Below are 23,839 nucleotides of genomic sequence, written 5' to 3' on the forward strand. Positions count from 1 at the left end.
GCGGAGAGGCGCGCTATGTACGTGGACGGTGGCGAGGGTCGGCTCAAGACCGAGGCGGACGAACCGGGTTGGGAGGTCGACCCGGACGACGACTGGGGTGTGGCGGTCGTCGCGACCGTGGGGCGGCAGCTGAAGCTGCGGCGGGAGGCGGTGGGGATGCGGGCCGCCGACTTCGGGGTGGCCGTCGGGTACGGCGAGGACATGGTCTACAAGATCGAGGGCGGCAAGCGGATCCCTCAGCCCGGGTATCTGGACAGGGCGGACGAGGTGCTGGGGGCGGGCGGGCTGCTCTCGGCGATGAAGGAGGACGTCAAGAAGGTCCGGTACCCGAAGAAGGTTCGGGACCTGGCCCAGATGGAGGGCAGAGCGGTCGAGATCGGTACGTACGTGTGCCACAGCATCAGCGGGCTGCTGCAGACGGCTGCGCATGCGCGGGTCGCGTTCGAGTCACGGCAGCCTCCGTACTCGGAGGACGAGGTGGAACGGATGGTGGCCGCGCGTATCGCTCGGCAGTCCATCTTCCAGAGGCAACCGGCACCCTCGCTCAGCTTCGTGCTGGAAGAGGCCCCGCTCCGACGACCCCTCGGAGGCACAATGGTGTGGCGGCAGCAGCTCGAACGTCTGCTGGAGGTGAGCCGGTTGCGCAACGTCACGCTGCAAGTGATGCCGACGCTCTGCGAGGTTCACCCGGGCCTGGACGGCAAGATCGAGTTGCTGAAGTTCGAGGACGGCACGACGGTGGGGCGCGCCGACGGAGCGTTCAGCGGTCGGCCGACCTCCGATCCGAGGCAGCTCCGCATCCTTGAACTGCGGTATGGCACCATCCGGGCGCAGGCTCTCCCGCCGCGGGAGTCGCTGGCCTTCATCGAGCAACTGCTGGGAGAAACATGATCCGCAAGGCCTCCGCACGGGACGCCTACGAGTTGGCGTGGTTCAAGAGCAGCTACAGCGATGGCAACGAAGGCGATTCCTGCGTCGAACTCGCCACCACCCCCGGCACCGTCCACGTCCGCGACTCCAAGGACGCGGACGGCCCCCGGCTGGCCTTCTCCCCCGCCACCTGGTCGGCCTTCGTGCCGTACGCGTCCGAAGGCTGACCGCGGCGGAGACGCCGGCCGGGGAGCGGGCTCCGGGGCCGCGCACGGCTCGGAGCCCACGGTCCGGCGGGGGACGGACCCGGGGTCAGAACTTGATGTCCCCGATCATGCCGGCGATGTTCGTGGTCAGCTCGTTGATCGTCGGTGCCATCGTCGAGCTCGCGAGGTAGAAGCCGAGCAGCATGCAGACGATGGCGTGAGGCGCCTTCAGTCCTGACTTCTTGACCAGGATGAAGACGATGATCGCCAGCAGCACCACCGCCGAAATCGAAAGTGCCACGGCGGCTCACCTCCAAAGGATCCCAAGGACACGGGGGCCGGGGGTCGGGGGGATGGGGGGGTGGGGCAGTAAATCCGTACAGCAGCCAGCAGGTTGATACCCACGCAGCGCTAGTGATCATAACTATTCGTGCGTGCGCATTGATCGGCGCACGGCCGCACAAGGGGGCGCATGGCCAATATGGTCGGAGCATGACGACCGAGCCTCTCTCCTTTCCGCGCCGGCAGGCGCGCACCCTGCGTTTCACGCTGGGCGCGCCCCGTGCGTTCACCGTGGCCCCCGACGGTTCGCGTGTCGCGTTCCTGCGCTCCTCGTCCGGCACCGACCGGGCGAACCAGCTGTGGGTCCTCGACGTGGCGAGCGGCAAGGAGCGCCCGGCCGCCGACCCGGAAGCACTGCTCGGCGGCTCCTCGGAGCGGCTGTCGGCGGCGGAGCGGGCCCGGCGCGAGCGCAGCCGCGAGGGCGGCGCGGGCATCGTCGGGTACGCCACGGACGCGGCCGTGGAGGTGGCGTCCTTCGCCCTGTCGGGGCGCCTGTTCACCGCCGAGCTGAGGGCCGGCACGGCACGTGAGCTGCGGGTTCGCGGGCCGGTCATCGACCCCCGCCCGTCCCCCGACGGACGGCTGGTCGCGTACGTCGCCGGGGGCGCCCTGCGGGTCGTCGGCGCGGAGGGCGAGGACGACCGCGCGCTCGCCGAGCCGGAGTCGGGGACGGTCACCTACGGGCTGGCCGAGTTCATCGCGGCGGAGGAGATGGGCCGCAGCCGCGGCTTCTGGTGGTCCCCGGAGTCGGACCGGCTGCTGGTCGCCCGGGCCGACGACGCCCCCGTACGCCGCTGGTGGATCTCCGATCCGGCGCATCCCGGGCGGGAGCCGCAGCAGGTCGCCTACCCGGCGGCGGGCACCGACAACGCGGAGGTACGGCTCTTCGTGCTGGGGCTCGACGGGGAGCGCACGGAGGTGCTCTGGGACCGGGCCCGTTACCCGTATCTGGCGCGGGTGCACTGGTCGTCGGCCGGGGCGCCGCTGCTGCTGGTGCAGGCGCGGGACCAGACAAGCCAGCTCTACCTGGCCGTCGACCCGGTCTCGGGGACGACCCGGATGGTGCACGCGGACGAAGATCCACAATGGCTTGATCTTTTCCCCGGTGTGCCGAGCTGGAGCCCCAGCGGGCAGCTCGTGCGGATCGCGGACGAGGGCGGCGCGCGCGTGCTGGCGGTCGGCGAACGCGTCCTGACCGGCTCGCAGCTGCACGTACGGGCCGTGCTGGACGTGTCGGACGACGACGTGCTGATCTCCGCGTCGGCCGGTGCGACGGCGGCCGACGCGGAGATCGGCGAGGTGCACGTCCACCGGGTCAACGACCTGGGGGTGGAGCGGATCTCGCAGGAGCCCGGTGTGCACTCGGCGGTGCGGGCGGGCGGGGTCACCGTGCTCGTGTCGGCCGTGCCCGGCCGGCCCGGAGCCCAGGTCAGGGTGGTGCGCGATCGCGACCGGCGAAGTGCGGGGAACGGCCGGGCGCAGGCGCTGACCGTGGCCTCGTACGCCGAGGACCCCCGAATGAGCCCGCGCGTGCACCTCACGGAAGCCGGTGAGCGCCGGATTCCGTGCGCCGTCGTGCTCCCCACCGGTCACACCGACGGTCCGCTGCCCGTCCTGATGGACCCCTACGGCGGGCCGCACGGGCAGCGCGTGCTGGCCGCGCACAACGCGTACCTCACACCGCAGTGGTTCGCCGACCAGGGGTTCGCGGTGATCGTGGCGGACGGCCGGGGCATGCCGGGCCGTTCGCCGGCCTGGGAGAAGGCCGTCAAGAACGATCTGGCGGCCGTCACCGTGGATGACCAGATCCACGCGCTCCAGGCGCTCGCCGAGGACTTCCCGCTGGACCTGACCCGGGTGGCGATCCGCGGCTGGTCGTTCGGCGGCTATCTCGCCGGGCTCGCAGCGCTGCGCCGCCCCGACGTCTTCCACGCGGCCGTGGTGGGCGCGCCCGTCACCGACCAGCGGCTGTACGACACGCACTACACCGAGCGGTACCTGGGCGATCCGAACCGGCAGCCCGAGGTGTACGCCGCCAACTCGCTGGTCGACGACGACGGCCTGGTACTGGCCGCCGAACCGGCGCGGCCGATGATGATCGTGCACGGTCTCGCCGACGACAACGTGGTGGTCGCGCACTCCCTGCGGCTGTCCTCCGCGCTGCTGGCCGCGGGTCGCCCGCACGAGGTGCTGCCGCTGTCCGGGGTCACGCACATGACCCCGCAGGAACAGGTCGCCGAGAACCTGCTGCTGCTCCAGGTGGACTTCCTCAAGCGGTCGCTCGGACTGCGGTAGCGGCAGGGGCGTGCGGATCGGCATACGGACCGCCGTACGAATCCGCGCGTATATGGCGACCGGCCGGGGCGACATGGCGCGCCCCGGCCGGTCTACGGCACCCGCACGGCCGTACGCTGTCCAGCGTGCCGCGTCCGTATATCGGTGCCGGGTCGGCCAAGTTGCCTGCGTGTTAACGAAATTGACGCGTATTTGTCATGTTATTTCGCCTCCTTCGGCGGGACCACCTGCTTCTCCTCCGCAAAATGGCAGGCCGAGTCGTGCGCGGCCGGACCGCCCTCGTACCGGAACGCCGCGGGCACGGCGAGCAGCGGGACCTCCAGCGCGCACCGCTCCCGGGCCTTCCAGCAGCGGGTGCGGAAGCGGCAGCCGGAGGGGATGTTCGCCGGTGAGGGCACGTCCCCGGTGAGGATGATCCGCTCCCGGTACTCGCGGGCCTCCGGGTCCGGGACGGGCACCGCGGACAGCAGCGCCTGGGTGTACGGATGCGTCGGGTGGTCGTAGATCTCGGCGTCCCGGCCGGTCTCCACGATCCGCCCGAGGTACATCACGCCGACCCGGTCGGAGATGTGCCGCACGATCGACAGGTCGTGCGCGATGAAGACGTAACTCAGGCCGAACTCGCTCTGGAGCCGGTCCATCAGGTTGATGACCTGCGCCTGCACGGAGACGTCGAGGGCCGACACCGGCTCGTCCGCGACGATGATCTCCGGGCGCAGGGCGAGGCCGCGCGCGATGCCGATGCGCTGGCGCTGGCCGCCGGAGAACTGGTGCGGATAGCGGTTGATGTACTCGGGGTTGAGCCCGACCACGTCGAGAAGGTCCTGGACGTGCTTGCGCCGGTCGCCCTTCGGCGCGACCTCGGGGTGGATCTCGTACGGCTCCCCGATGATGTCGCCGACGGTCATCCGGGGGTTGAGCGAGGTGTACGGGTCCTGGAAGACCATCTGGATGTTGCGGCGCACGGCCTTGAGCGCGCGGCCGGACAGTTTGGCGATGTCCTCGCCCTTGTAGCGGATCTCGCCCGCGGTGGGTCTCTCCAGGTTGACCAGCATCCTGGCGACCGTCGACTTGCCGCAGCCGGACTCGCCGACGATGCCGAGGGTTTCCCCGGCGCCGAGGTCGAAGTCGACGCCGTCGACCGCCTTGACCGCGCCCACCTGTGTGCGGAACAGGATGCCCTGGGTGAGCGGGTAGTGCTTGACGAGACCGCGCACCTGGAGGATCGGGTCGGCCACCGGGGTGTCCGGGCGCTCGGCCGCCGGACCGCTCGTCGGCTCAGCCATCGAGGCACTCCCTCCAGAAGTGGCAGGCGCTCCTGCGGTCCGGGCCCGCCCCGGTCACCTCGTACAGCGGCGGCACGTCGGTGCGGCAGACGTCCCGGGCCATGGGGCAGCGCGGGTTGAAGGCGCAGCCGGGCGGGATGTTCATCAGGTTCGGCGGCAGGCCCTTGATCGCGTACAGCTCCCGGCCCTTCTGGTCGAGCCGCGGGATCGACTCCAGGAGGCCCTTGGTGTACGGGTGCGCCGGGGCCTTGTAGATGTCGTGGACCGGCGCGGACTCGACGATCGTGCCCGCGTACATCACGGCGATCCGGTCGGCGACGTCCGCGACCACGCCGAGGTCGTGGGTGATGAGGATGAGACCCATGTCGAGCTCGCGCCGCAGCTCGGCGAGCAGGTCCATGACCTGGGCCTGGACGGTGACGTCGAGGGCGGTGGTGGGTTCGTCGGCGATGATCAGGGCGGGTTCGAGGGCCAGCGCCATCGCGATCATGATGCGCTGGCGCATGCCGCCGGAGAACTGGTGGGGGTAGTCGCCCACCCGTGAGGCGGCGCCCGGGATGCGTACGCGGTCCATCAGTTCGACGGCCCTGGCCTTCGCGTCCTTGCGGGACAGGCCCCGGTGGACCGTGAACATCTCGCCGAGCTGGGCGCCGACGCTGAGCACCGGGTTCAGGGACGACAGCGCGTCCTGGAAGATCATCGCCATCTGGGCGCCGCGGACCTTGCGCCGCTCCTCCTCCTTGAACTTCAGGAGGTCCTGCCCCTTGAAGAGGATCTCGCCCGCGGTGATCTTCCCGGGCGGGGTGTCGAGGATGCCCATCACGGCCTGCGCGGTCACGGACTTGCCGGAGCCGGACTCGCCGAGCACCGCGAGCGTCTCGCCCTCGTCCACGCTGTAGGTGACGCCGTTGACGGCTCTGGCCACGCCGTCCCGCATCCTGAACTCCACGTGCAGATCGCGTACTTCGAGCAGCACGGCGGTCACCTCAGCTTCGGGTCGAGGGCGTCGCGCACCGCGTCGCCGAGCATGATGAACGCGAGGACGGTGACGGCCAGCGCCCCGGCCGGCCACAGCAGCGCGTGCGGCGCGGTGCGGATGTACTGGGACGCCGAGGAGATGTCGATGCCCCAGCTCACCGTGGGCGGTTTCAGACCGACCCCGAGGAACGACAGGGTCGCCTCCAGCGAGATGTACGTACCGAGCGCGATGGTCGCCACGACGATGACCGGGGCGATCGCGTTGGGCGTGATGTGCCGCAGCAGCATCCGGGAGTTGGAGGCGCCGAGCGCCCGGGCGGCCTGGACGTAGTCGTTCTGCCTGGTGGTGATGACCGACCCGCGGGCGATGCGGGAGATCTGCGGCCAGCCGAGCAGCACCATGAAGCCGATCACGGGCCAGATCGTGGAGCTGGTGACGACGGACAGCAGCACCAGGCCGCCGAGGACGACGGGGATCGCGAAGAAGATGTCGGTGATACGGGAGAGGACCGCGTCCCACGCCCCGCCGAAGAACCCGGCGAGGCCGCCGAGGACCGAGCCGAGGACCGCCACCCCGAGCGTGGCGCACACGCCGACGGTGACGGAGACCCGGGCCCCGTACACGGTGCGCGTGTAGACGTCGCAGCCCTGGCCGTTGTACCCGAAGGGGTGGCCGGGCTGGGAGCCCTCCTGGGATTTGCCGAGGTCGCACTTGAGGGGGTTGCCGGAGGCGATCAGCGAGGGCCACAGGGAGATGACGACCAGGAAGAGGATGACCAGCCCCGAGATGATGAAGACGGGATTGCGCCGCAGGTCGCGCCAGGCGTCGGACCACAGGGAACGGGGCTTGTCCTGCGGGCCCCTGCCGTCGGGTCCGTCGGGGGCCTTCCGGAGGGAGGCGCCCTCCTCCGTGGCGAGGTCCATCGCGCCGCCCATGCCGGTCGCGGCGATGGCGCCGTCCTCGGGGGCGCGGCCGCCGCCGGACAGGTACGGCCCCGGCGGCATGGAGGGCAGGGGCCGCTCCGGCGGCGTCGGCTGCTCAGGCATAGCGGATCCTCGGGTCGAGTACGGCGTACAGGAGGTCGACCAGCAGGTTGGCCACCAGGAAGACGAGGACGAGGACGGTCACGAAGCCGACGACGGTCTGCGTGTTCTGGCGCAGGATGCCCTGGTAGAGCTGGAAGCCGACGCCGTGGATGTTGAAGATCCGCTCGGTGACGATCGCGCCGCCCATCAGCGCGCCGATGTCGGTGCCGATGAAGGTGACCACCGGGATCAGCGAGTTGCGCAGCAGGTGCCGGGTGATGACCCGGCGCCGGGGCAGTCCCTTAGCGACGGCCGTACGGACGTAGTCGGCGCGCCGGTTCTCGGCGATGGAGGTCCGGGTCAGCCGGGTCACGTAGGCGAGGGAGACGGACGCGAGGACCAGGCCCGGCACGATCAGCTCGCCGAAGGGCGCCTCCGAGGAGACGGACGGGCTGATCCAGCCCCATTTGACGCCGAGGAGCAGCTGGAGCAGCAGGCCGGTGACGAAGGTGGGCACCGAGATGACGACGAGGGTGACCAGCAGGACGCCGGTGTCGACGGGCCGGCCGCGGCGCAGTCCGGTGACGACGCCCAGCAGGATGCCGATGACGACCTCGAAGAGGATGGCGACGATCGTGAGCCGGACGGTGACCGGGAAGGCGCTCGACATCAGCTCGGTGACCTCCTGCCCGTTGAACGCGGTGCCGAAGTCGCCGGTGAAGACGTTGCCCATGTAGGTCGCGTACTGCTGCCACACGGGCTTGTCGAGGCCGAACTCCTTGCGGAGCTGGGTCGCGGTGGCGGGGTCGCACTGCCGGTCGCCGCACAGGCCCGCGACGGGGTCGCCCATCACGTTCACCATCAGGAAGATCAACAGGGTGGCGCCGATGAAGACCGGGATCATCTGCAGCAGGCGCCGGATCACATACCGTCCCATGAGGGCTCCGGAGGTAGGCGGGGGCGCGCGCCTGGTGTTTCACCGAAGTGCGCGCCCCCGTGGCTCAGCTGACCTTGATCTCGTTGTAGACGGGCAGGCTGAACGGGTTCAGCGCCACGTCCGAGATGCGGTCCGAGTAGCCGGCGCTGCCGTTCTGGTACCAGAGCGGGATGGCACCCATGTCGTCCCGCAGGACCTCCTCGGCCTGCTGGAACAGGTCGACGGCCTTGGCCTGGTCGGTCTCCGCGTTGGCCTTGTCGACGAGGCCGTCGAACTCCTTGCTGGTCCACTTGCCGTCGTTGGACGAGGCGTTGGTGTAGTACAGCGGCTGCAGGAAGTTCTGGATCAGCGGGTAGTCCATCTGCCAGCCGGCCCGGAAGGGGCCCGACATCTTGGACTGGGTGATCTGGTTGCGGAAGTCGGCGAAGGTGCCGACCGGGTTGCCGACGCAGGCCTTGTCGTTGCCGAGCGCGTTGTTGACCGAGTTGCACACGGCGTCCACCCACTCCTTGTGGGAGCCGGTGTCCGCGTTGTACGAGATCTTGACCTGGCCGCCGGGCAGCCCGCCGCCGTCCTCGATCATCTTCTTGGCCTTGGCGGGGTCGTACTCGCAGGCGTCACCGCACAGCCCCTCCTTGAAGCCGCCGTCCTCGCCGAGGACGGGCGAGGTCCAGTCGGTGGCGGGGGTGCGCGTCTTCTGGAAGATGGTCTCGGTGATCTGCTTGCGGTTGATCGCCATGGACAGGCCGGTGCGGACCTTCTCCATCCCCTCCTTGCCCCAGTTCTTGTCGTAGAACGGGAAGGCGAGGGTCTGGATGATGCCGGCGGGCGTGTTGATGTACCGGTCGCCGAGGTCGCTCTTGGCGTTCTTCAGCTGCGAGGCGGGCACGTCGTCGACGAGGTCGAGGTTGCCGGCCATCAGGTCCGTGTAGGCGGTGTTGTTGTCGGTGTAGACCTTGAGGTCCACCCCGCCGTTCTCGGCCTTGTCGTCCCCCGGGTACTTGTCCCATGTGCGCAGCTTCATCACCGAGCCCTTGGCGTACGAGTCCACGGTGTACGGGCCGTTGCCGACCGGCTTCTTCAGCCAGGCCGCGTGGTCGTCGAAGAACGCCTTGGGCAGCGGCGCGAAGGCGGCGTAGCCGAGGGTGTCGGGGAAGGTCGAGAACTTCTGGTTGAGCTTGACGGTGAAGGTCCGCTCACCGGTGACCTTCAGGCCGGAGAGGGTGTCGGCCGTCTGCTTGCCGCCGTCCTCCGGGTGGGCCTTGTCGTAGCCGTCGATGTACCCGAAGAAGTACGCGTTCTTCTGGTTGTTCTTGAGACTGGCGCCGTAGTTCCAGGCGTCCACGAACGACTTGGCGGTGACGGCCTCGCCGTTGCTGAACGTCCAGCCGTCCTTGACGGTGACGGTGAAGTTCTGCGAGTCCGAGGTCTCGATCTTCTCGGCCAGCATGTCCTTGGCCTCGCCGGTCTTCGCGTCGTAGCGCTTGAGGCCGCGGAAGACCATGTCGAGGACCTTGCCGCCCTGCACCTCGTTGGTGTTCGCCGGCTCCAGGGGGTTCTGCGGGTCGCCCCACGAGGAGCTGACGATGCCGGAGCCGTCACCGCCGCCGCTGTCGCCTCCGTCTCCCCCGCCCCCGCAGGCCGTCGCCGCGAGGGCTGCCGCCGTCGCGCACACGGCCCATCTGGCGTGCGTGGCTCCACGCATGGAGTGCCTCCTCTTAGCTGCGCTGCGGCTCCGGCGCCGGAGCCGGTACCTTTGCGCCCAATATCTGCGCATAAGTCCCTTAGCGCACATTCGTCCACCCACATGGGTGTGGATGCACTCCGGATGCCGTAGCGCTGGCGCTTCGCCGGGGAGGGGACGGTGTGTTCGGCCTGCGGGTCGGATGTGGCTTGTCGCGCAGTTCCCCGCGCCCCTGACGGGGCACGCAGTGCCCCTCCTGGGGGCGCGGGGAACTGCGCGGTCAGCCCTCTCACCGGCCGGCAGCCGGTATGCGGGCGGGTGACGCGGCGGGGCGGAGCCGGCCTCTCAGGCGTCCAGGTTCAGTTCGCCTACGACCTCGTCGCCGAGTGTCTCTCCCGTGCGGCGGAAGCCGAGGCGCAGGTAGAACGGCTCGGGGCCGCCCTCGCCCTCGCCCCAGGTGACCGTGACGAGCCGGGAGCGGCCTCGGCGGCGGATCTCCTCGCAGACCGCGCGCACGGCGAACGTGCCGTACCCCCGGCCCTGCCTGCCCTCGGCGATGTTGAGCCGCCACAGGCCGGAGCGGAGCCGGTCCCCGGGGTCGTCGGGGTCGAAGCGGACGTCGAAGAAGGCCATGACGAAACCGACGGGCTCGTCACCGTCGTAGACCAGCCGGGGCCAGGCGGTCCGGGGCTGCGCGTACGCCTCGGCGAGGGACTTCACCACCGGGGACACGAACCGTTCCTGATCGGGACGGACCCTCAGGGCGAGGGCGGCCCCGACGTTGTCGGCCGTGATCTCCTCCAGGCGCAGGGACGACGGGGACCCGGCCCGGGCGGGCTCGCGGGCGGGGTCCGCCTCCCCCCGCTCCACGCAGAACTCGTTGCCCTCCGGGTCCGCCAGGAGGACCCAGCCGCCGCCGTCCGGTCGCGTCCGGTCCGCGAGCAGGCGGGCGCCGAGCGCGATCGCCCGTTCGACCTCCGCCGCCCGGGTGCGCCCCGTCGGCCGCAGGTCGAGGTGGATGCGGTTCTTGGCCGTCTTGCCCTCCGGGACCCGCACGAAGAGCAGCCGTGGACCGCCCCCGGGGTCCTCGATCAGCGCCTCCGGGTCACCGGGCTTGTCGTCGTCGGCCAGCGGCCGTCCGAGCAGCTCGCTCCAGAACAGCCCGAGGTCGTACGGATCCCCCGTGCAGTCGAAGGTGATGCTGTGGAGGGCGGGATGCACGCCGTACGTCCCCTCAGGCACCCGTCCGCCCGTCGAGCAGTTCGCGGACGATGTCGAGGTGGCCGTTGTGGCGGGACGTCTCCTCGACGAGGTGGAGGACGATCCAGCGCAGGTCGACGTACGTCCCGTCCCGGACCGGCCGCCCGGCCTTCTCGTCCAGGTCGTGCTCGGCCAGCAGGCGGCGGTGCCGGGCGCTCTGCTCCTCGTACTCGGCGAGGAGCCTGGGCAGCGGGATGTCGACGGCGAGCCGCATCTCGGGGTCCGGGTCCTCCTCGGTCGCCCCGACCAGCGGGCCGGACGGCTCCCCGCCCAGGAACACCACCTGGAACCAGTGGTGCTCGACCCACCGCAGATGGCTGATCAGGCCGCACAGCGTCATCAGCGGGGAGTCCGGCAGCGGTGCTCTGCGCGCGTCCTGCGGGGACACGTCCTCGCACTTGGCGCGCGCGGTGTCCCGTGCGTAGTCGAGGAAGGTGGCCAGCTGGGTGCGTTCGTCCCAGGCGGGGGGTGTGTCTGTTCGGGTCATGGGTGGGGAGCCTCGCGGACGCCGCCGGTCGGTGTCGAGCGAATATCAGGCGCGGAGCTCGCCCTCCAGCAGTCCCATCGTGAACATGTCGTACCACCGGCCGTCCCGGCGGAACTCCTGGCGCAGCCGGCCCTCGTCGACGAAGCCGATCTTCCGGTAGACGTGGTGGGCGGCGTGGTTCTCGGCGACGACGGTCAGCGCGATCTTGTGCAGGCGCATCTTCTCGAAGCCGTAGCGGCAGACCGTCCGCATCGCGTCGGTGGCGTGGCCGCGCCCCCAGTACTCCTTCTCCCCGAGGTAGATGTCCAGTTCGGCGCGGCCGGTCTCCGGCTCGGCGTCGCGCAGGCGGACCAGGCCGATGAGCTTCGCGTCGGCGAGCACCTCGATGCCGAACAGCACGTCGCCGTACGCGTTGCGCGGCCGTTCCTCCAGCCGCTTGCGCACCTGGGCCAGCGGCTGGGCGTACCCGTCGCTCATCCAGCGCATCACCTCGGGGTCGTGGTTCCAGCGCCACAGCGCCTCCGCCTCCGACGGCTCCATCGCCCGCAGCCCCACCGTGTCTCCGAGCACCATGCCGGTCCGTCCTCCGTATGCCTGACGATCAGCGTTCCCGAGCCGCCAGGAGTAGCACGGGCGGTGGCAGCCGTTCAATCGGATTGCGCATCCTGCCGGGCCTCCGGTGGGATGCCCCCATGGACGGTGCGAAGGACGACGCGGCCGACGACGTGCGGCAGGCGATCGCGGGCGAGCTGCGGCTCATGGACCCGCGGGTGCGTTCCTCGCGGGAGCTCGCCGGGCGGCTCCTCGACCCGGAGTTCGTGGAGGTCGGCGGATCCGGGCGGCGGTGGACGTACGCGGCCATGCTCGACGGGTTGGCCGGCCATCCGGGCAGTTCCCCGGACGGTCCCCGCTACGAACCCTCGGACATCTCCGGCGTGCTGCTCGCACCGGGCCTGGTGCACCTGACGTTCGAGACCCTGCTCGACGGGGTCAGGACCCGGCACAGCTCGATCTGGCGCAGGCGCGACGGGCCCGCGGGCGGCGGTGACGAGGGCGGGGGCTGGCGGATGTACTACCACCAGGCCACCCGTGTGCCGCCCGGGGCGGAGTGAGACCACCCCGGTCCCGGTCCGGCCGGGACCGGCCCGGCCCCCGGCGGGGGTCCCGGCCCCGGCGGCCGCGGCCGGAGTCGGGTCTTCGCGGAGGCGTCAGCCCTTCACGGGAGGTGTCGCCGGTGCGTCCTCCAGTGCCCGCAGCGCCGGGTCCAGCACGATGTCCTCGGCCCGGGCCTCGGTCGTCGGCTCCTCCGGGAAGTGGCAGGCCGTCAGGTGGCCGGCGAGGCTGCCGGAGAGCTGCACCAGCGGGGGTTCCTCGGTCGCGCACTTGTCCTGCGCCTTCCAGCAGCGCGTACGGAAGCGGCAGCCGGACGGCGGGTGGATCGGCGAGGGGACGTCACCGGAGAGCCGGATCCGCTCCCGTTCGTGGACCTCGCCGTCGAGCGCGACCTCGGGGACGGCCGACAGCAGGGCGTGGGTGTACGGGTGACGCGGCCGGTTGTAGATGGAGTCGCGGTCGCCGACCTCCACCACCTTGCCGAGGTACATCACCGCGACGCGCTGCGTGAAGTGCCGCACGATCGCCAGGTCGTGGGCGATGAAGAGGAAGGCGATGCCCATCTCCTCCTGGACCTTCTGCAGCAGGTTGACGACCTGCGCCTGGATCGACACGTCGAGGGCCGAGACCGGCTCGTCGGCGACGATCAGCTTCGGGTTCAGGGCGAGGGCCCGGGCGACGCCGATGCGCTGGCGCTGGCCGCCGGAGAACTCGTGCGGGAAGCGGTTGTAGTGCTCGGGGTTGAGACCGACCAGCTCCAACAGCTCACGGACGCGCTTCTCGACACCGCCGGCCGGCTTGATCCCGTTGACCTCCATCGGCGACTTGACGATGGTGCCGACGGTCTGCCGCGGGTTCAGCGAGGAGTACGGGTCCTGGAAGATCATCTGGATCTCGGACCGCACGGGCGCCAGTTGGCGGCGCGAGGCGTGCGAGATGTCCTGGCCCGCGTAGGTGATCTTGCCGGCCGTCGGCTCCAGGAGCCGGGTGATGAGCCGGCCGGTCGTCGACTTGCCGCAGCCGGACTCGCCGACCAGTCCGACGCTCTCGCCGACGCCGACGGTCAGGTCGACCCCGTCGACGGCCTGCACGGCTCCGACCTTGCGTTTGATCGGGAAGCCGCCGTAGATCGGAAAGTGCTTCGTCAGACCCTCGACGGAGAGCAGCGTCTCCTTGGTCGACTCGGCGGGACCCTGCTGAACGGGGAGGGTGAGGTTGTCGCTCATGTCTCGGTTCTCCCTATCGCAGCCGGGGCTGGATCTGGTCGATGAAGATGGTCTGCTTCTGCTCGGCGGTGAGGTGGCACGCGGCGTCGCGGCCCTCGCCCAGCGAAGGACGCTCGTCGCTGCACCGGTTGCCCGGCACCTGGTCCTTGAAGGCGCAGCGCGGGTGGAAGGGGCAGCCCGGGGGCGGGTTGAGCAGCGAGGGCGGCGAGCCGGGGATGGGCGTGAGCATCTCGTGGATGTCGCCGTCCAGGCGCGGCATGGAGCTGAGCAGACCCCAGGTGTACGGGTGCTTGGGCTCGCGCAGCACCTCGCGGACGCTGCCGCGCTCCACGGCCCGGCCCGCGTACATCACGAGCAGGTCGTCGGCCATGTTCGAGATGACGCCGAGGTCGTGGGTGATGAAGATGATCGCGGTGCCGAACTCCTGCTGGAGGTCCTTCAGGAGGTCGAGGATCTGCGCCTGCACGGTCACGTCGAGCGCGGTGGTCGGCTCGTCGGCGATCAGCAGGTCGGGGTCGCACATCAGCGCCATGGCGATCATCGCGCGCTGGCGCATACCGCCGGAGAAGTGGTGCGGGTAGTCGTCGAAGCGTACCTTGGGCTGCGGGATGCCGACCTTGTCGAGCATCTGGACGGCCCGCTCCTTCGCCTCCTTCTTGGAGGCGCCGGTGTGCTTCATGTACGGCTCGGACAGCTGCCGGCCCACGGTGTAGTACGGCGACAGGGCCGTCAGCGGGTCCTGGAAGATCATCGCCATCTTGTTGCCGCGGAGCTTCTCCAGCTCCTTCTCGTGGGCGGTGACGAGCTCCTTGCCGTCGAGGACGATCTCGCCCTCGACGGTCGTGCTGAGCGGGTTGTGCAGTCCGAGGATCGTCAGGTTGGTGACGGACTTGCCGGAGCCGGACTCGCCCACGATGCCCAGGGTCCTGCCGCGCTCGACGTCGAAGGAGAGGCCGTCGACCGCCTTGACGATGCCGTCCTCGGTGGAGAACTGCACCTTCAGATCGCGGACCGAGAGGAAGCTCTCCGGCCCGGTCGGAGCCGGGGAGCCCTCGGTCTTGGTCAGTGTGGTCACGGTGGTTCGTTCTTCCTAGGAGAGCCGGACGCGCGGATCGACGTACGCGTAGACGATGTCGACGAGGATGTTCAGGATCAGGATGAAGAAGGCCCCGAACAGCATGACGCCCATCGTCAGCGGGAGGTCCTTGTTGACCGCGCCGTCCACGGCGAGGCGTCCGATGCCCTGGAGGGAGAAGGTCAGTTCGGTGACCACACCACCGCCGAGCAGGGCGCTGATGTCGATGCCGAGGACCGTGACGATCGGGATGAGGGAGCCGCGCCAGGCGTAGCGGAAGAAGACGTACTTCTTCGACATGCCCTTGGCGCGGGCGGTCCGCACGTGCTCCTCCTGCAGCTGCTCGATCATGGAGGCGCGCGCCATACGCGTGTACTGCGCGGTGAAGATGGTGGCCATCACGATCATGGGCAGGGACAGTCCGACGAGCCAGCCGACCGGGTCCTCGGTGAACGGCACGTACTTGGGGTCCTCCATCCAGCCCGTGCTGTAGACGAAGATCGTCAGCACGATCGGTCCGAGGAAGTAGATCTGGAACGAGCTGAGCACCATCGAGGCGCCCGTCGCGACCTTGTCCGTCACGGAACCGCGCTTGTAGGCCGCGAGCATGCCCGCGCCGAGACCGATGAAGAGGAAGACGACGATGGAGCCGATGGTCAGCGACAGGGTCAGCGGGAAGCGGTCCATGATCGTGTCCCAGACGTAGTCGCCCGAGTAGAACGACTGTCCGAGGCAGGGGGCCGCGCAGTGGCCGTCGGGGAAGTCACGGCCGACCACGATCCCGGACATGAAGTCCCAGAACTGCGTGGCGACGGGCTGGTCGAGCCCGAGTGCGTGGCGGATGTCCTCCAGCCTCGCGGGCGAGCAGTCCTTGCCACAGGCCAGGGAGGCGTAGTCGGAGGGCGCGGCGACGAACAGGAGGAACGTGGCGGCGCCGATGAGGAACAAGGTCACGACGGCACCGACTGAGCGCCGGAAGATGAACTGAAGCATGGCGGGGAGGCTGCTCTCTGCGGAGGCGGTGGGCGGTTTCACGGAACCGCGGGAGTGCGCTCCGCCTGGTGCGCACTCCCGCGATCAGCCGTAGAGAGTTACGACTTCAGGAACAGGCGGGTGACGTCGATGTAGCTCGACTCGGTGCTGTAGCGGGCACCGCCGATGTTCGAACCGTAGAGCTGGAACTGCTTCGTGTACCAGAGCGGGGCGCCCGGGTTGATCTTCTCCAGGATGTAGTGCTGCGCTTCCTTCCAGGTCGCGGCGGCCTCGGTCGGCTCCTGGCCGAGAGCCTTCTTGATCAGCTCCTGGACCTTCGGGTCGTCGATGTGCGAGTAGTTCGGCGCGCCGTCGGCGACCTGGTCACCGTCGTAGATGGGCGTGACGACCGTGCCCGGCGACGGCCAGTCCTGGCCCCAGCCCGAGACGTACATGTCGTACGGGTTCTTGAGCTTGCCGATCTGCTCGTAGTAGCTCGCCGAGTCGATCTCCTTGGAGACGACGTCGATGCCGACCTTGCTCAGCGCGTCCTCGATGGCGACCTTGCGCTTCTGGCCCTGCTCGGTGTTGCCGTAGGCGAAGACCAGCTTCTTCTCGGAGGCGGGAACGTCCTTCAGGAGCTCCTTGGCCTTCGCGATGTTGCCGGACGGCGTCTTGAGGCGGCCGTACGGGTCGTACGTGGCCTCGTAGCCCGGCAGGGTCGGGGCGAACAGGTTCGGGGCCACGTCGCCGCCGTAGGCGCCGCCCTCACCGGCGATCAGGGACTTGGAGTTGATCGCGTAGGTGACGGCGTCACGGACCGTCTTGTTCTTGACGCGGTCCAGGTTGAAGGTGAGCGTCATGACGTAGGGCTGGTAGCCCTTGATCGTGCGCTTGTTCACCTCGGGCGTGCTGATGACGTCCTGGATCTGGGTGGCGTCGACGCCGCCGGTGAACTGGATGGCGCTCTTGGCCGCGCCCTGGTCCGCGATCAGACGCTTGGTCTGGGTCGACTCGGTGACACCGAAGTCGAAGTTGAAGCCGTCCACGTACTGGTGGCGCACGGAGTCGGTCTTCGGGTCCCACTTCTCGTTCTTGACGAGCTTGAGGGTCTTGCCGACCTTGTACTCGGCGATCTTGTACGGTCCGGTCGAGACCGGGGCCTTGTCGTACTTCGCCTTCGTGTCGGTCTTCTCCGTGACGACGGAGTAGCCCGGCATGGCGAGCGTCTGCGGCAGGTCGGGGCGCGCGGTGTCGAAGTGGAAGACGACCGTCTTCGCGTCCGGGGTCTCCAGGACCGAGTCCGGCAGGTGCTTCTTGCCGAAGCCGCCGTCCGGGAGGGCCTCGCGGTACTTGGCACCGCTCAGCCAGGTCTGCAGGTAGGTCGGGCCGTCGAAGATGAACTCGGCGTACAGGCGCTCCACCGAGTGCCGGATGTCGGCCGAGGTGATGGCGTTGCCGTTCTCGTCCTCGATCCCGTCCTTCAGCGTGAAGGTCCAGGTCTTGCCGCCCTCGGAGGACTTGCCGGAGTCGGTGGCGAGGTCGCCGACGACCGAGACGTTGCCCTTGCCGTCCTCCTCGAAGTTGGTCAGGCCGCGGAAGAGCAGGTTGGCGACCTGGCCGGCGTCGGAGACGTAGATCTGGCCCGGGTCCAGGTGCGAGAGGCCCGCCTCCTGGTAGACCTGGATGGTGCCGCCGCTCTTGGCGCCGGTGACCTCCTCGGCGGGACCGGTCGACGCGGCGGCGTCGGCGTAGGTGACCGCCTTCGACTGCGTCGAGGCTTCCTTCTGGTCCTTCTTCGAGTCCTTGCCGGAGTTGCTGCCCTTGTTCTCGGAGCATCCGGTGAGCGCGAGGGATCCGGCCGCGACGGCGACCACTATGGCGCGGGCTCTGCGCGAGGTGAGCGACTTCATATCGGTGTAAGCACCTACCTGTCGGTTGTTATCCATGAGTACTGCCTGACGCGGCTGGTAGGCCGACGCGGGGGCGGCAGTCACCCCCCACCAATGGACGGTTCAGCGCCCGGACTTGGGGTCGAAAGCATCCCGTACGGAGTCTCCGAGGAGGTTGAAGCACAGGATGAAGATCACCAACGCCACGCCCGGGAAGAACATGAAGGCCGGGTCCTGCTCCGCGTACTGGGCGCCGGCGGCGAACAGACGCCCCCAGTCGGGGGTCGGCTCGACGAAGCCGACTCCGGCGAAGGAGAGGAAGGCGATGGTGAGGATGGTGCTGGGCAGCTGGTACGTGAACTGCACCAGGATCGGCGAGACCACGTTCGGCAGGATCTCCTTGCGGACGATCCGCCAGGGCGAGGCCCCGGACACCTTGGCCGCCTCCACGAACTCCCGTTCGCGCAGGGACAGGACGGTGGAGCGGACGAGCCGCGCCATACCCATCCAGCCCAGCACCCACAGCACGATCAGGATGGCCACCGCCCGGAAGTACGTGGGGGTCTCCTCCTGGGGGTCCACAAAGAACGCTGTGACGACGGGCATGAAGGCGATGAAGAACAGCTGCTGCGGGAACGAGAGGAAGAAGTCGGTGACGCGGCCGATCCAGTAGTCGGTGCGTCCGCCGAAGTAGCCGCCGACGAGACCGATGAGGACACCGCTGAGCATCACCAGGACGGTCACACCGAGCGCCATGAACAGCGAGGTGCGCATGCCGTACATCAGCATGGCGAACAGGTCGCGGCCGTACTGCGGCTCGACGCCGAACCAGTGCTCGCCCGAGACGCCGCCGAGGTAGCCGAGCGGCAGCCCGAACTCGTCGAGGACGGGAGAGGCGTCGGCGTAGGTGGGGTCCTGGCCGTACAGCGTGTACGGGTCGGTGCCGCTGATGGCCGTCAGTACCGGTGCGAGGAGCGCGACCGCGAAGAAGAAAATCACTACCGCGGCGCAGAACATGCCAGTACGGTCACGCTTGAAGCGCTGCCACATCAACTGCCCGGGAGAGCGGCCCTCGAGCTTCTTCACACCCTTGACGGGCGTGCCGTTCGGCTCGAGTTCGGGGTCCAAGGCAATTGACGGCCCGGAGCCCTCGGCCTTGGTTGGACTGGTCATCTTTGTTCTTCCCCCGGGGGATGGAGAGTTGAGCGCAGCACAGATACCGGCAGGTTCTGTGGTTTCAGGGAACTTTCAGCGAGTTGGTCAACGCGCGTCAAGGGCGGAAGGCATAGGGATCTCCCTACCGCCGAAATTTTGGGCAAAAATTGCAGAGAATGACACCTACGCGCGCTTGACAGGTGAGACGCATCCCCGTCAAAACGGTCATTTGTGTAGGTAATTTCGTTTACGTGTCCGAAACTTGATTGGGCATTGCCCGATATGCGAACGCCGCCGCTTCGTTGCCACCGTTGTCCGAACTGAACCGTTTTCACCGTACGCGCATACGCCGAAGGCCCGGCTCCCACCGTGCGGGGAACCGGGCACTTCGGTCGGTCGGCGGGAGAGCCCCGCAGGAGGCCCTCACGGCCCCCGGAGCGAGCTCCGGGGGCCGTGGAGGTCCGGGTCAGCCGTGCTTGGCGCGGCTCGCCGCGCGGCCCCGCTCACGGGCGTCCAGGTTGACCTTGCGGATGCGCACGGACTCCGGGGTGACCTCGACGCACTCGTCGTCGCGGCAGAACTCCAGCGACTGCTCCAGCGAGAGCTTGCGCGGCGGGACGATCGCCTCGAACGAGTCGGCCGCGGCCGACCGCATGTTCGTGAGCTTCTTCTCCTTGGTGATGTTCACGTCCATGTCGTCGGCGCGCGAGTTCTCGCCGACGATCATGCCCTCGTACACCTCGGTGCCGGGGTCGACGAACAGCACGCCGCGCTCCTGGAGGTTCGTCATCGCGAAGGCGGTGACGGCGCCGGCGCGGTCGGCGACCAGCGAACCGTTGTTGCGGGTCGTCAGCGTGCCGAACCACGGCTCGTGGCCCTCGTGGATCGAGTGCGCGATACCGGTGCCGCGCGTACCGGTGAGGAACTCGGTACGGAAGCCGATGAGGCCGCGGGACGGGACGACGAACTCCAGGCGCACCCAGCCCGAGCCGTGGTTGGACATGTTGTCCATCCGGCCCTTGCGGACGCCCATGAGCTGCGTGACCGCGCCCATGTGCTCCTCGGGGACGTCGATCGTCATGCGCTCGACCGGCTCGTGCACCTTGCCGTCGATGATCTGGGTGACCACCTGCGGCTTGCCGATGGTCAGCTCGAAGCCCTCGCGGCGCATCTGCTCGACCAGGATGGCCAGCGCCAGCTCACCGCGGCCCTGCACCTCCCAGGCGTCGGGGCGCTCGGTGTCCAGGACGCGCAGCGAGACGTTGCCGATCAGCTCGCGGTCGAGGCGGTCCTTGACCTGGCGGGCGGTGACCTTGCGGTCCTTGACCGCGGCCTTGTTGTCCGCGCCCTTGCCGGTGGCGCCGCGGCCGACCAGCGGCGAGGTGTTCGTGCCGATGGTCATCGAGATGGCCGGCTCGTCGACCGTGATGAGCGGCAGCGCGATCGGGTTCTCGGGGTCGGCCAGGGTCTCGCCGATCATGATCTCCGGGATACCGGCGACGGCGCAGATGTCGCCCGGGCCCGCCTTCTCGGCCGGCTTGCGGGTGAGCGCCTCGGTCATCAGCAGCTCGGTGATGCGCACGTTGGACATCGTGCCGTCACGCTTGATCCACGTGACGGTCTGGCCCTTGCGCAGCTCGCCCTGCTCGACGCGCAGCAGCGCGATGCGGCCGAGGAAGTTGTCCGCGTCCAGGTTGGTGACGTGCGCCTGGAGCGGGGCCTCCTCGTCGTAGGACGGGGCCGGGACGTGCGACAGGATCGTGGAGAAGAACGGCTCCAGGCTGTCGCTGTCGGCCGGGACGGTGCCGTCCTCCGGCTTGGTGAGCGAAGCCACACCGTCACGCGCACACGCGTAGACGATGGGGAACTCGATCTGCTCCTCGTCCGCGTCCAGGTCCAGGAAGAGGTCGTAGGTCTCGTTGACGACCTCGTCGATCCGGGAGTCCGGGCGGTCCGTCTTGTTGATGCACAGGATGACCGGCAGGCGCTGCTGGAGCGCCTTGCGCAGCACGAAGCGGGTCTGCGGCAGCGGGCCCTCGGAGGCGTCGACGAGGAGGACGACCGCGTCCACCATCGACAGGCCGCGCTCGACCTCACCACCGAAGTCGGCGTGGCCGGGGGTGTCGATGATGTTGATCGTGATGACGTCGCCGCCATCCTTCGGGTGGTACTTGACCGCCGTGTTCTTGGCCAGGATCGTGATGCCCTTCTCACGTTCCAGGTCGTTCGAGTCCATCATGCGGTCGTCGAGCGACTCGGCGGCGTGCGCGGCGAAGGCACCGGCCTGCTTGAGCATGGCGTCGACCAGGGTGGTCTTGCCGTGGTCGACGTGGGCGACGATGGCGACGTTGCGGATGTCGTGGCGCGTGGCCATATTGAGGCGCTTCTCCCGGAGTGAGGTGACGGCCATCCGCTGCTGCGCGGGGCCCTGCCGGGCTGAAACGTGCCACGGCCTTACCCCATGGTACGGGGCCGCCGCCGCGGGGGCCGCGCGGGCTGGACCGGTCGGCTTCCGGAGTGCGGGCCGGTGGGGGCCGGCCGCGCCGTTCCCCGCGCCCCTCACGGGGCGCGGCCGCGCTCTCCACCTGCCGGTTCTACGACTTCTTCAGGAAGCCCATGTCCTCGTAGAAGGGGGTCTGGAAGCCGAAGGCCCCCGCGTTCGCGAGATTCGTGCGGGCCGCCACCAGCTGGGGTCGCTGGTAGAGGGGGATCGAGCCCGCGGCGGCCCAGATGCGGGCGTCGGCCTTGCGGACCAGGGAGCGGGACTCGTCCGGGTCCAGTTCGGCGATGGCCTGGTCGAACAGCTGGTCCACCTGGTCGGTGCCGACGCGCGTGAAGTTCTGCTCGACGTTCAGGGAGCCGTCCGCCGCCGGGACCGGCTTGGAGTAGATGGGGCGGGCGTCCGTCGCGGGGAACGCGGACGCGGGCCACGAGTACAGCGCCAGGTCGTACTGGCCCGAGGCGATGTGGTCCTTGAAGTAACTGTCGTCCGCGACCTTGGAGATCTCCGTACGGATGCCGACGCGCTCCAGCATCCGGGCGATCCGCTCCCCCACCGCCCGCAGCGACTGCGATCCGGGGCCCGAGGGGAGCACGAAGCGCAGCGACAGCGGCTTGCCCTTCTTGGCGAGCGGCCCCGCGGCGGCACGCCCCGGGGCGGCCGTGCCCTTCGGCGCGTACGCCCCCAGGGCGCCGGGTTCCAGCCGCTTCCCGCTGTTTCGGGCGAGGTTCTCCTCCCGCTGCCCGCCGTCCCGCTCCTTCCCGGCCACACGGCGCTCCGCCAGTTCCGCCGACTGGACGAGGAGCGCGGCCCGCTGCAGTTCGACCAGGGGCGCGGGTGCGAGCACGGCGGAGCCGGCGTCTCCGCCGGGCCGGGCGTCGCGCGCGGCGCGGGGTGCGCCGCGCGGCTTGTCGTCCGTCCCGCCGACGATGTACGTGCCGTCGTCGGCCGTGCCGTCCGCGTCCTCGGAGCTCTCGGCGCCGGCCGCCTTCCTCGACTTCTTCTTCTCCTCCTTCACGGGCCCGCCCGCCACCCACCCGGCGTCGGAGAGCAGGGCCTGCGCCTCCTCGGTGTCCTGCCCGCCGAGCGCTCCGCTGCCGTCGGCGTACGCGTGCTGTCCGGCGAGCGCGAGGTGGCTGCCGACCGGCTCGGCGGGCAGGCCCAGCGGCTTCAGCACGACCTGGGCGAGCTCCTCGCGGTCCAGGGCGCGGGCCACGGCCCTGCGGACCCGTTCGTCGGCGAGCGGGCCCTCGGAGCCGTTCAGCGCGAGCTGCGTGAAGGACGGCTCAAGGGATTTACGGACCGTGAAACCGCGCAGGGAGGACTGCTGGCCGGCGTACTTCAGGGCCGCCCTGGCACGCTTCTTGCGGGCCGTGGTCTCCTCGTCGGCCGCCTCCTCGTCGGAGCCGTGCGCGATCGCCCAGGACCGCAGTGCCCGGCCCGGGGTGAGGGCGGCGCCGGGACCGTGGGTGAGCGGAGCGCCCCCGGCCGCCCCCTCCTTCCGGCCGGCGGACGTGATGCGCCGTGCCTCGGACGCGTCGATCTCCGCCAGGTCGAGCCGGCCGCCGGCCAGCGCGGCGGCGCGCTTCTCCCGGGGCACGGCCCGCAGGACCAGCTCGGAGAGCTTGGCGGGACGGCCCCACCAGCGGGGGTTGCGTTTGAGGGTGACGTCACCGGACGCGCGGTCGACCTCGTCGACGGTGAAGGGGCCCGCGGTGACCCTCAGCCCGCGGCGGGCGCTGTCGTTGAAGGTGTCCGGCGTGCCCATGACGTCCTTCGGGTACAGCGGGGTGAACAGCGACTGCCAGTCCGCGTACGGCTTCTTGAAGGTGACCCGCACCTCCAGGTCGCTCGCGCCGCGTTCGATCTTCTCGATGCGGTCGTAGCCGGCGTTGCGGGCCGTCCAGTAGGCGGTGTCCCTGCCGGACAGGGCGCGCCACTGGGCGGCGAAGTCCGCGGCGCCGATCTCGCGGCCGTCGCTCCAGACGGCCTGCTGGGCGAGCTTGTAGAGCACGACCTGCCGGGGCTCGCGCTCGACGACCTTCGCCGACTCCAGGTAGTCGGGGTTGCGCTGCGGCCGGCCGTTCACGTCGAGGCGGTACAGCGCGGGCAGTACGGCGCCGGCCACCCGGGAGGTGGCGGGGTCCGCGTCCGCCTGGAAGGTGTTCAGGGTCTCCGGGACGCTGTCCACGGCCCAGTGCAGGGTGCCGCCGTCGGCGATCCGGTCGCGCTTCGCGGCCGCGATGTCCTGACCGGCGGACAGCCGGTCCGCCTCGTCCTGCTCGCTGCATCCGGCGAGGGCGGGCACCGCGAGGACACCCGCCGTGAGGAACGCGACCGAGCGCGCCACCGCGCGCAGTCCGACGCCGTCGTGGGACATGACTGGTACCTCCGGGGGGCCGCTCCACGGGTGAACACGGGTGGTCTGATCACGTCTGGCGGTATTTGGTGTTGATCAGATCTATGCGGCCACTGAAGAGGAAAGGATTCGGCACCGGACGGCGACACGGCGACGGGACCGGGTAACCCCACCCG

General features: G+C 69.7%; 20 protein-coding genes and 1 pseudogene. 4 read left to right on the forward strand and 17 right to left on the reverse strand.

The genetic code is table 11. From position 1 onward, the window contains the following. Nucleotides 1–15: 15 nt before the first annotated feature. Nucleotides 16–891, forward strand: a complete 876-nt coding sequence (locus QFZ75_RS13795) for a helix-turn-helix transcriptional regulator (RefSeq protein ID WP_307536898.1) — start codon at nt 16–18, stop codon at nt 889–891. Further along, nucleotides 888–1,097, forward strand: a complete 210-nt coding sequence (locus tag QFZ75_RS13800; RefSeq protein WP_307536899.1) for a DUF397 domain-containing protein — start codon at nt 888–890, stop codon at nt 1,095–1,097. Before QFZ75_RS13795 ends, QFZ75_RS13800 begins: the two co-directional genes overlap by 4 nt. 85 nt (nt 1,098–1,182) lie before the next feature. On the opposite strand, the gene QFZ75_RS13805 is transcribed toward QFZ75_RS13800, so the two are convergent. Then, nucleotides 1,183–1,377: a hypothetical protein gene (locus tag QFZ75_RS13805; protein ID WP_149514635.1), complete on the reverse strand. Its 195-nt coding sequence runs from the start codon at nt 1,375–1,377 to the stop codon at nt 1,183–1,185. A 191-nt stretch (nt 1,378–1,568) separates the two neighbouring features. Here QFZ75_RS13805 and QFZ75_RS13810 point away from each other — a divergent pair, with 191 nt between their 5' ends. Further along, nucleotides 1,569–3,713: a S9 family peptidase gene (locus QFZ75_RS13810; protein WP_307536903.1), complete on the forward strand. Its 2,145-nt coding sequence runs from the start codon at nt 1,569–1,571 to the stop codon at nt 3,711–3,713. A 200-nt stretch (nt 3,714–3,913) separates the two neighbouring features. On the opposite strand, the gene QFZ75_RS13815 is transcribed toward QFZ75_RS13810, so the two are convergent. The 9 genes and pseudogenes from QFZ75_RS13815 to QFZ75_RS13855 all read right to left on the reverse strand — a co-directional run bounded on the left by QFZ75_RS13815 (nt 3,914) and on the right by QFZ75_RS13855 (nt 11,944). Beyond that, entirely contained in the window at nt 3,914–4,999 is a 1,086-nt protein-coding gene (locus QFZ75_RS13815; RefSeq protein WP_307536904.1) for an ABC transporter ATP-binding protein, read from the reverse strand. Continuing rightward, complete coding sequence (locus tag QFZ75_RS13820; RefSeq protein ID WP_307536905.1) at nt 4,992–5,975, reverse strand: ABC transporter ATP-binding protein; 984 nt, start codon at nt 5,973–5,975, stop codon at nt 4,992–4,994. The genes QFZ75_RS13815 and QFZ75_RS13820 overlap by 8 nt, the downstream gene beginning before the upstream one ends. Before the next feature lie 5 nt (nt 5,976–5,980). After that, nucleotides 5,981–7,024, reverse strand: coding sequence for an ABC transporter permease (locus QFZ75_RS13825; RefSeq protein ID WP_373465866.1), 1,044 nt, complete (start codon nt 7,022–7,024; stop codon nt 5,981–5,983). Then, nucleotides 7,017–7,940 (reverse strand): ABC transporter permease, encoded by a 924-nt coding sequence (locus QFZ75_RS13830; protein ID WP_307536907.1) that lies wholly within the window; start codon nt 7,938–7,940, stop codon nt 7,017–7,019. Before QFZ75_RS13830 ends, QFZ75_RS13825 begins: the two co-directional genes overlap by 8 nt. Before the next feature lie 64 nt (nt 7,941–8,004). Then, a complete protein-coding gene (locus QFZ75_RS13835; protein ID WP_307536910.1) occupies nt 8,005–9,645 on the reverse strand; it encodes an ABC transporter substrate-binding protein in 1,641 nt (546 codons plus the stop codon). 324 nt (nt 9,646–9,969) lie between these two features. Further along, nucleotides 9,970–10,434, reverse strand: a complete 465-nt coding sequence (locus QFZ75_RS13840) for a GNAT family N-acetyltransferase (protein WP_307544462.1) — start codon at nt 10,432–10,434, stop codon at nt 9,970–9,972. 45 nt (nt 10,435–10,479) lie between these two features. Next, nucleotides 10,480–10,845 (reverse strand): annotated as a pseudogene (locus tag QFZ75_RS13845) (VOC family protein); the annotation flags it as partial. Nucleotides 10,846–10,858: 13 nt separating this feature from the next. Beyond that, nucleotides 10,859–11,371, reverse strand: coding sequence for a DinB family protein (locus QFZ75_RS13850; RefSeq protein WP_307536912.1), 513 nt, complete (start codon nt 11,369–11,371; stop codon nt 10,859–10,861). A 45-nt stretch (nt 11,372–11,416) separates the two neighbouring features. Continuing rightward, nucleotides 11,417–11,944, reverse strand: a complete 528-nt coding sequence (locus tag QFZ75_RS13855) for a GNAT family N-acetyltransferase (RefSeq protein WP_307536913.1) — start codon at nt 11,942–11,944, stop codon at nt 11,417–11,419. 119 nt (nt 11,945–12,063) lie between these two features. Here QFZ75_RS13855 and QFZ75_RS13860 point away from each other — a divergent pair, with 119 nt between their 5' ends. Beyond that, nucleotides 12,064–12,483, forward strand: a complete 420-nt coding sequence (locus tag QFZ75_RS13860) for a nuclear transport factor 2 family protein (protein WP_307536916.1) — start codon at nt 12,064–12,066, stop codon at nt 12,481–12,483. A gap of 96 nt (nt 12,484–12,579) precedes the next feature. On the opposite strand, the gene QFZ75_RS13865 is transcribed toward QFZ75_RS13860, so the two are convergent. The 7 genes from QFZ75_RS13865 to QFZ75_RS13895 form a co-directional block, all read right to left on the reverse strand. Beyond that, a complete protein-coding gene (locus QFZ75_RS13865; RefSeq protein ID WP_307536918.1) occupies nt 12,580–13,710 on the reverse strand; it encodes an ABC transporter ATP-binding protein in 1,131 nt (376 codons plus the stop codon). Nucleotides 13,711–13,723: 13 nt separating this feature from the next. After that, nucleotides 13,724–14,785: an ABC transporter ATP-binding protein gene (locus QFZ75_RS13870; RefSeq protein ID WP_307536920.1), complete on the reverse strand. Its 1,062-nt coding sequence runs from the start codon at nt 14,783–14,785 to the stop codon at nt 13,724–13,726. Between the two features lie 15 nt (nt 14,786–14,800). After that, nucleotides 14,801–15,778 carry an ABC transporter permease gene (locus QFZ75_RS13875; protein WP_307536922.1) on the reverse strand — a complete coding sequence of 326 codons (978 nt, stop codon included), beginning with the start codon at nt 15,776–15,778 and terminating at the stop codon, nt 14,801–14,803. A gap of 98 nt (nt 15,779–15,876) precedes the next feature. Continuing rightward, the gene (locus QFZ75_RS13880) at nt 15,877–17,670 is read right to left on the reverse strand and encodes an ABC transporter substrate-binding protein (RefSeq protein ID WP_307536924.1); all 1,794 of its coding nucleotides are present in this window, start codon (nt 17,668–17,670) and stop codon (nt 15,877–15,879) included. Nucleotides 17,671–17,772: 102 nt separating this feature from the next. Further along, nucleotides 17,773–18,822, reverse strand: coding sequence for an ABC transporter permease (locus QFZ75_RS13885; RefSeq protein WP_307536925.1), 1,050 nt, complete (start codon nt 18,820–18,822; stop codon nt 17,773–17,775). 448 nt (nt 18,823–19,270) lie between these two features. Beyond that, the gene (gene typA / locus QFZ75_RS13890; RefSeq protein ID WP_307536927.1) at nt 19,271–21,178 is read right to left on the reverse strand and encodes a translational GTPase TypA; all 1,908 of its coding nucleotides are present in this window, start codon (nt 21,176–21,178) and stop codon (nt 19,271–19,273) included. Nucleotides 21,179–21,398: 220 nt separating this feature from the next. Then, on the reverse strand, nt 21,399–23,684 hold the full coding sequence (locus tag QFZ75_RS13895) for an ABC transporter family substrate-binding protein (protein WP_307536928.1): 2,286 nt from the start codon (nt 23,682–23,684) through the stop codon (nt 21,399–21,401). Nucleotides 23,685–23,839: the final 155 nt, after the last annotated feature.

This window comes from Streptomyces sp. V3I8, assembly GCF_030817535.1.
Lineage (GTDB): Bacteria > Actinomycetota > Actinomycetes > Streptomycetales > Streptomycetaceae > Streptomyces.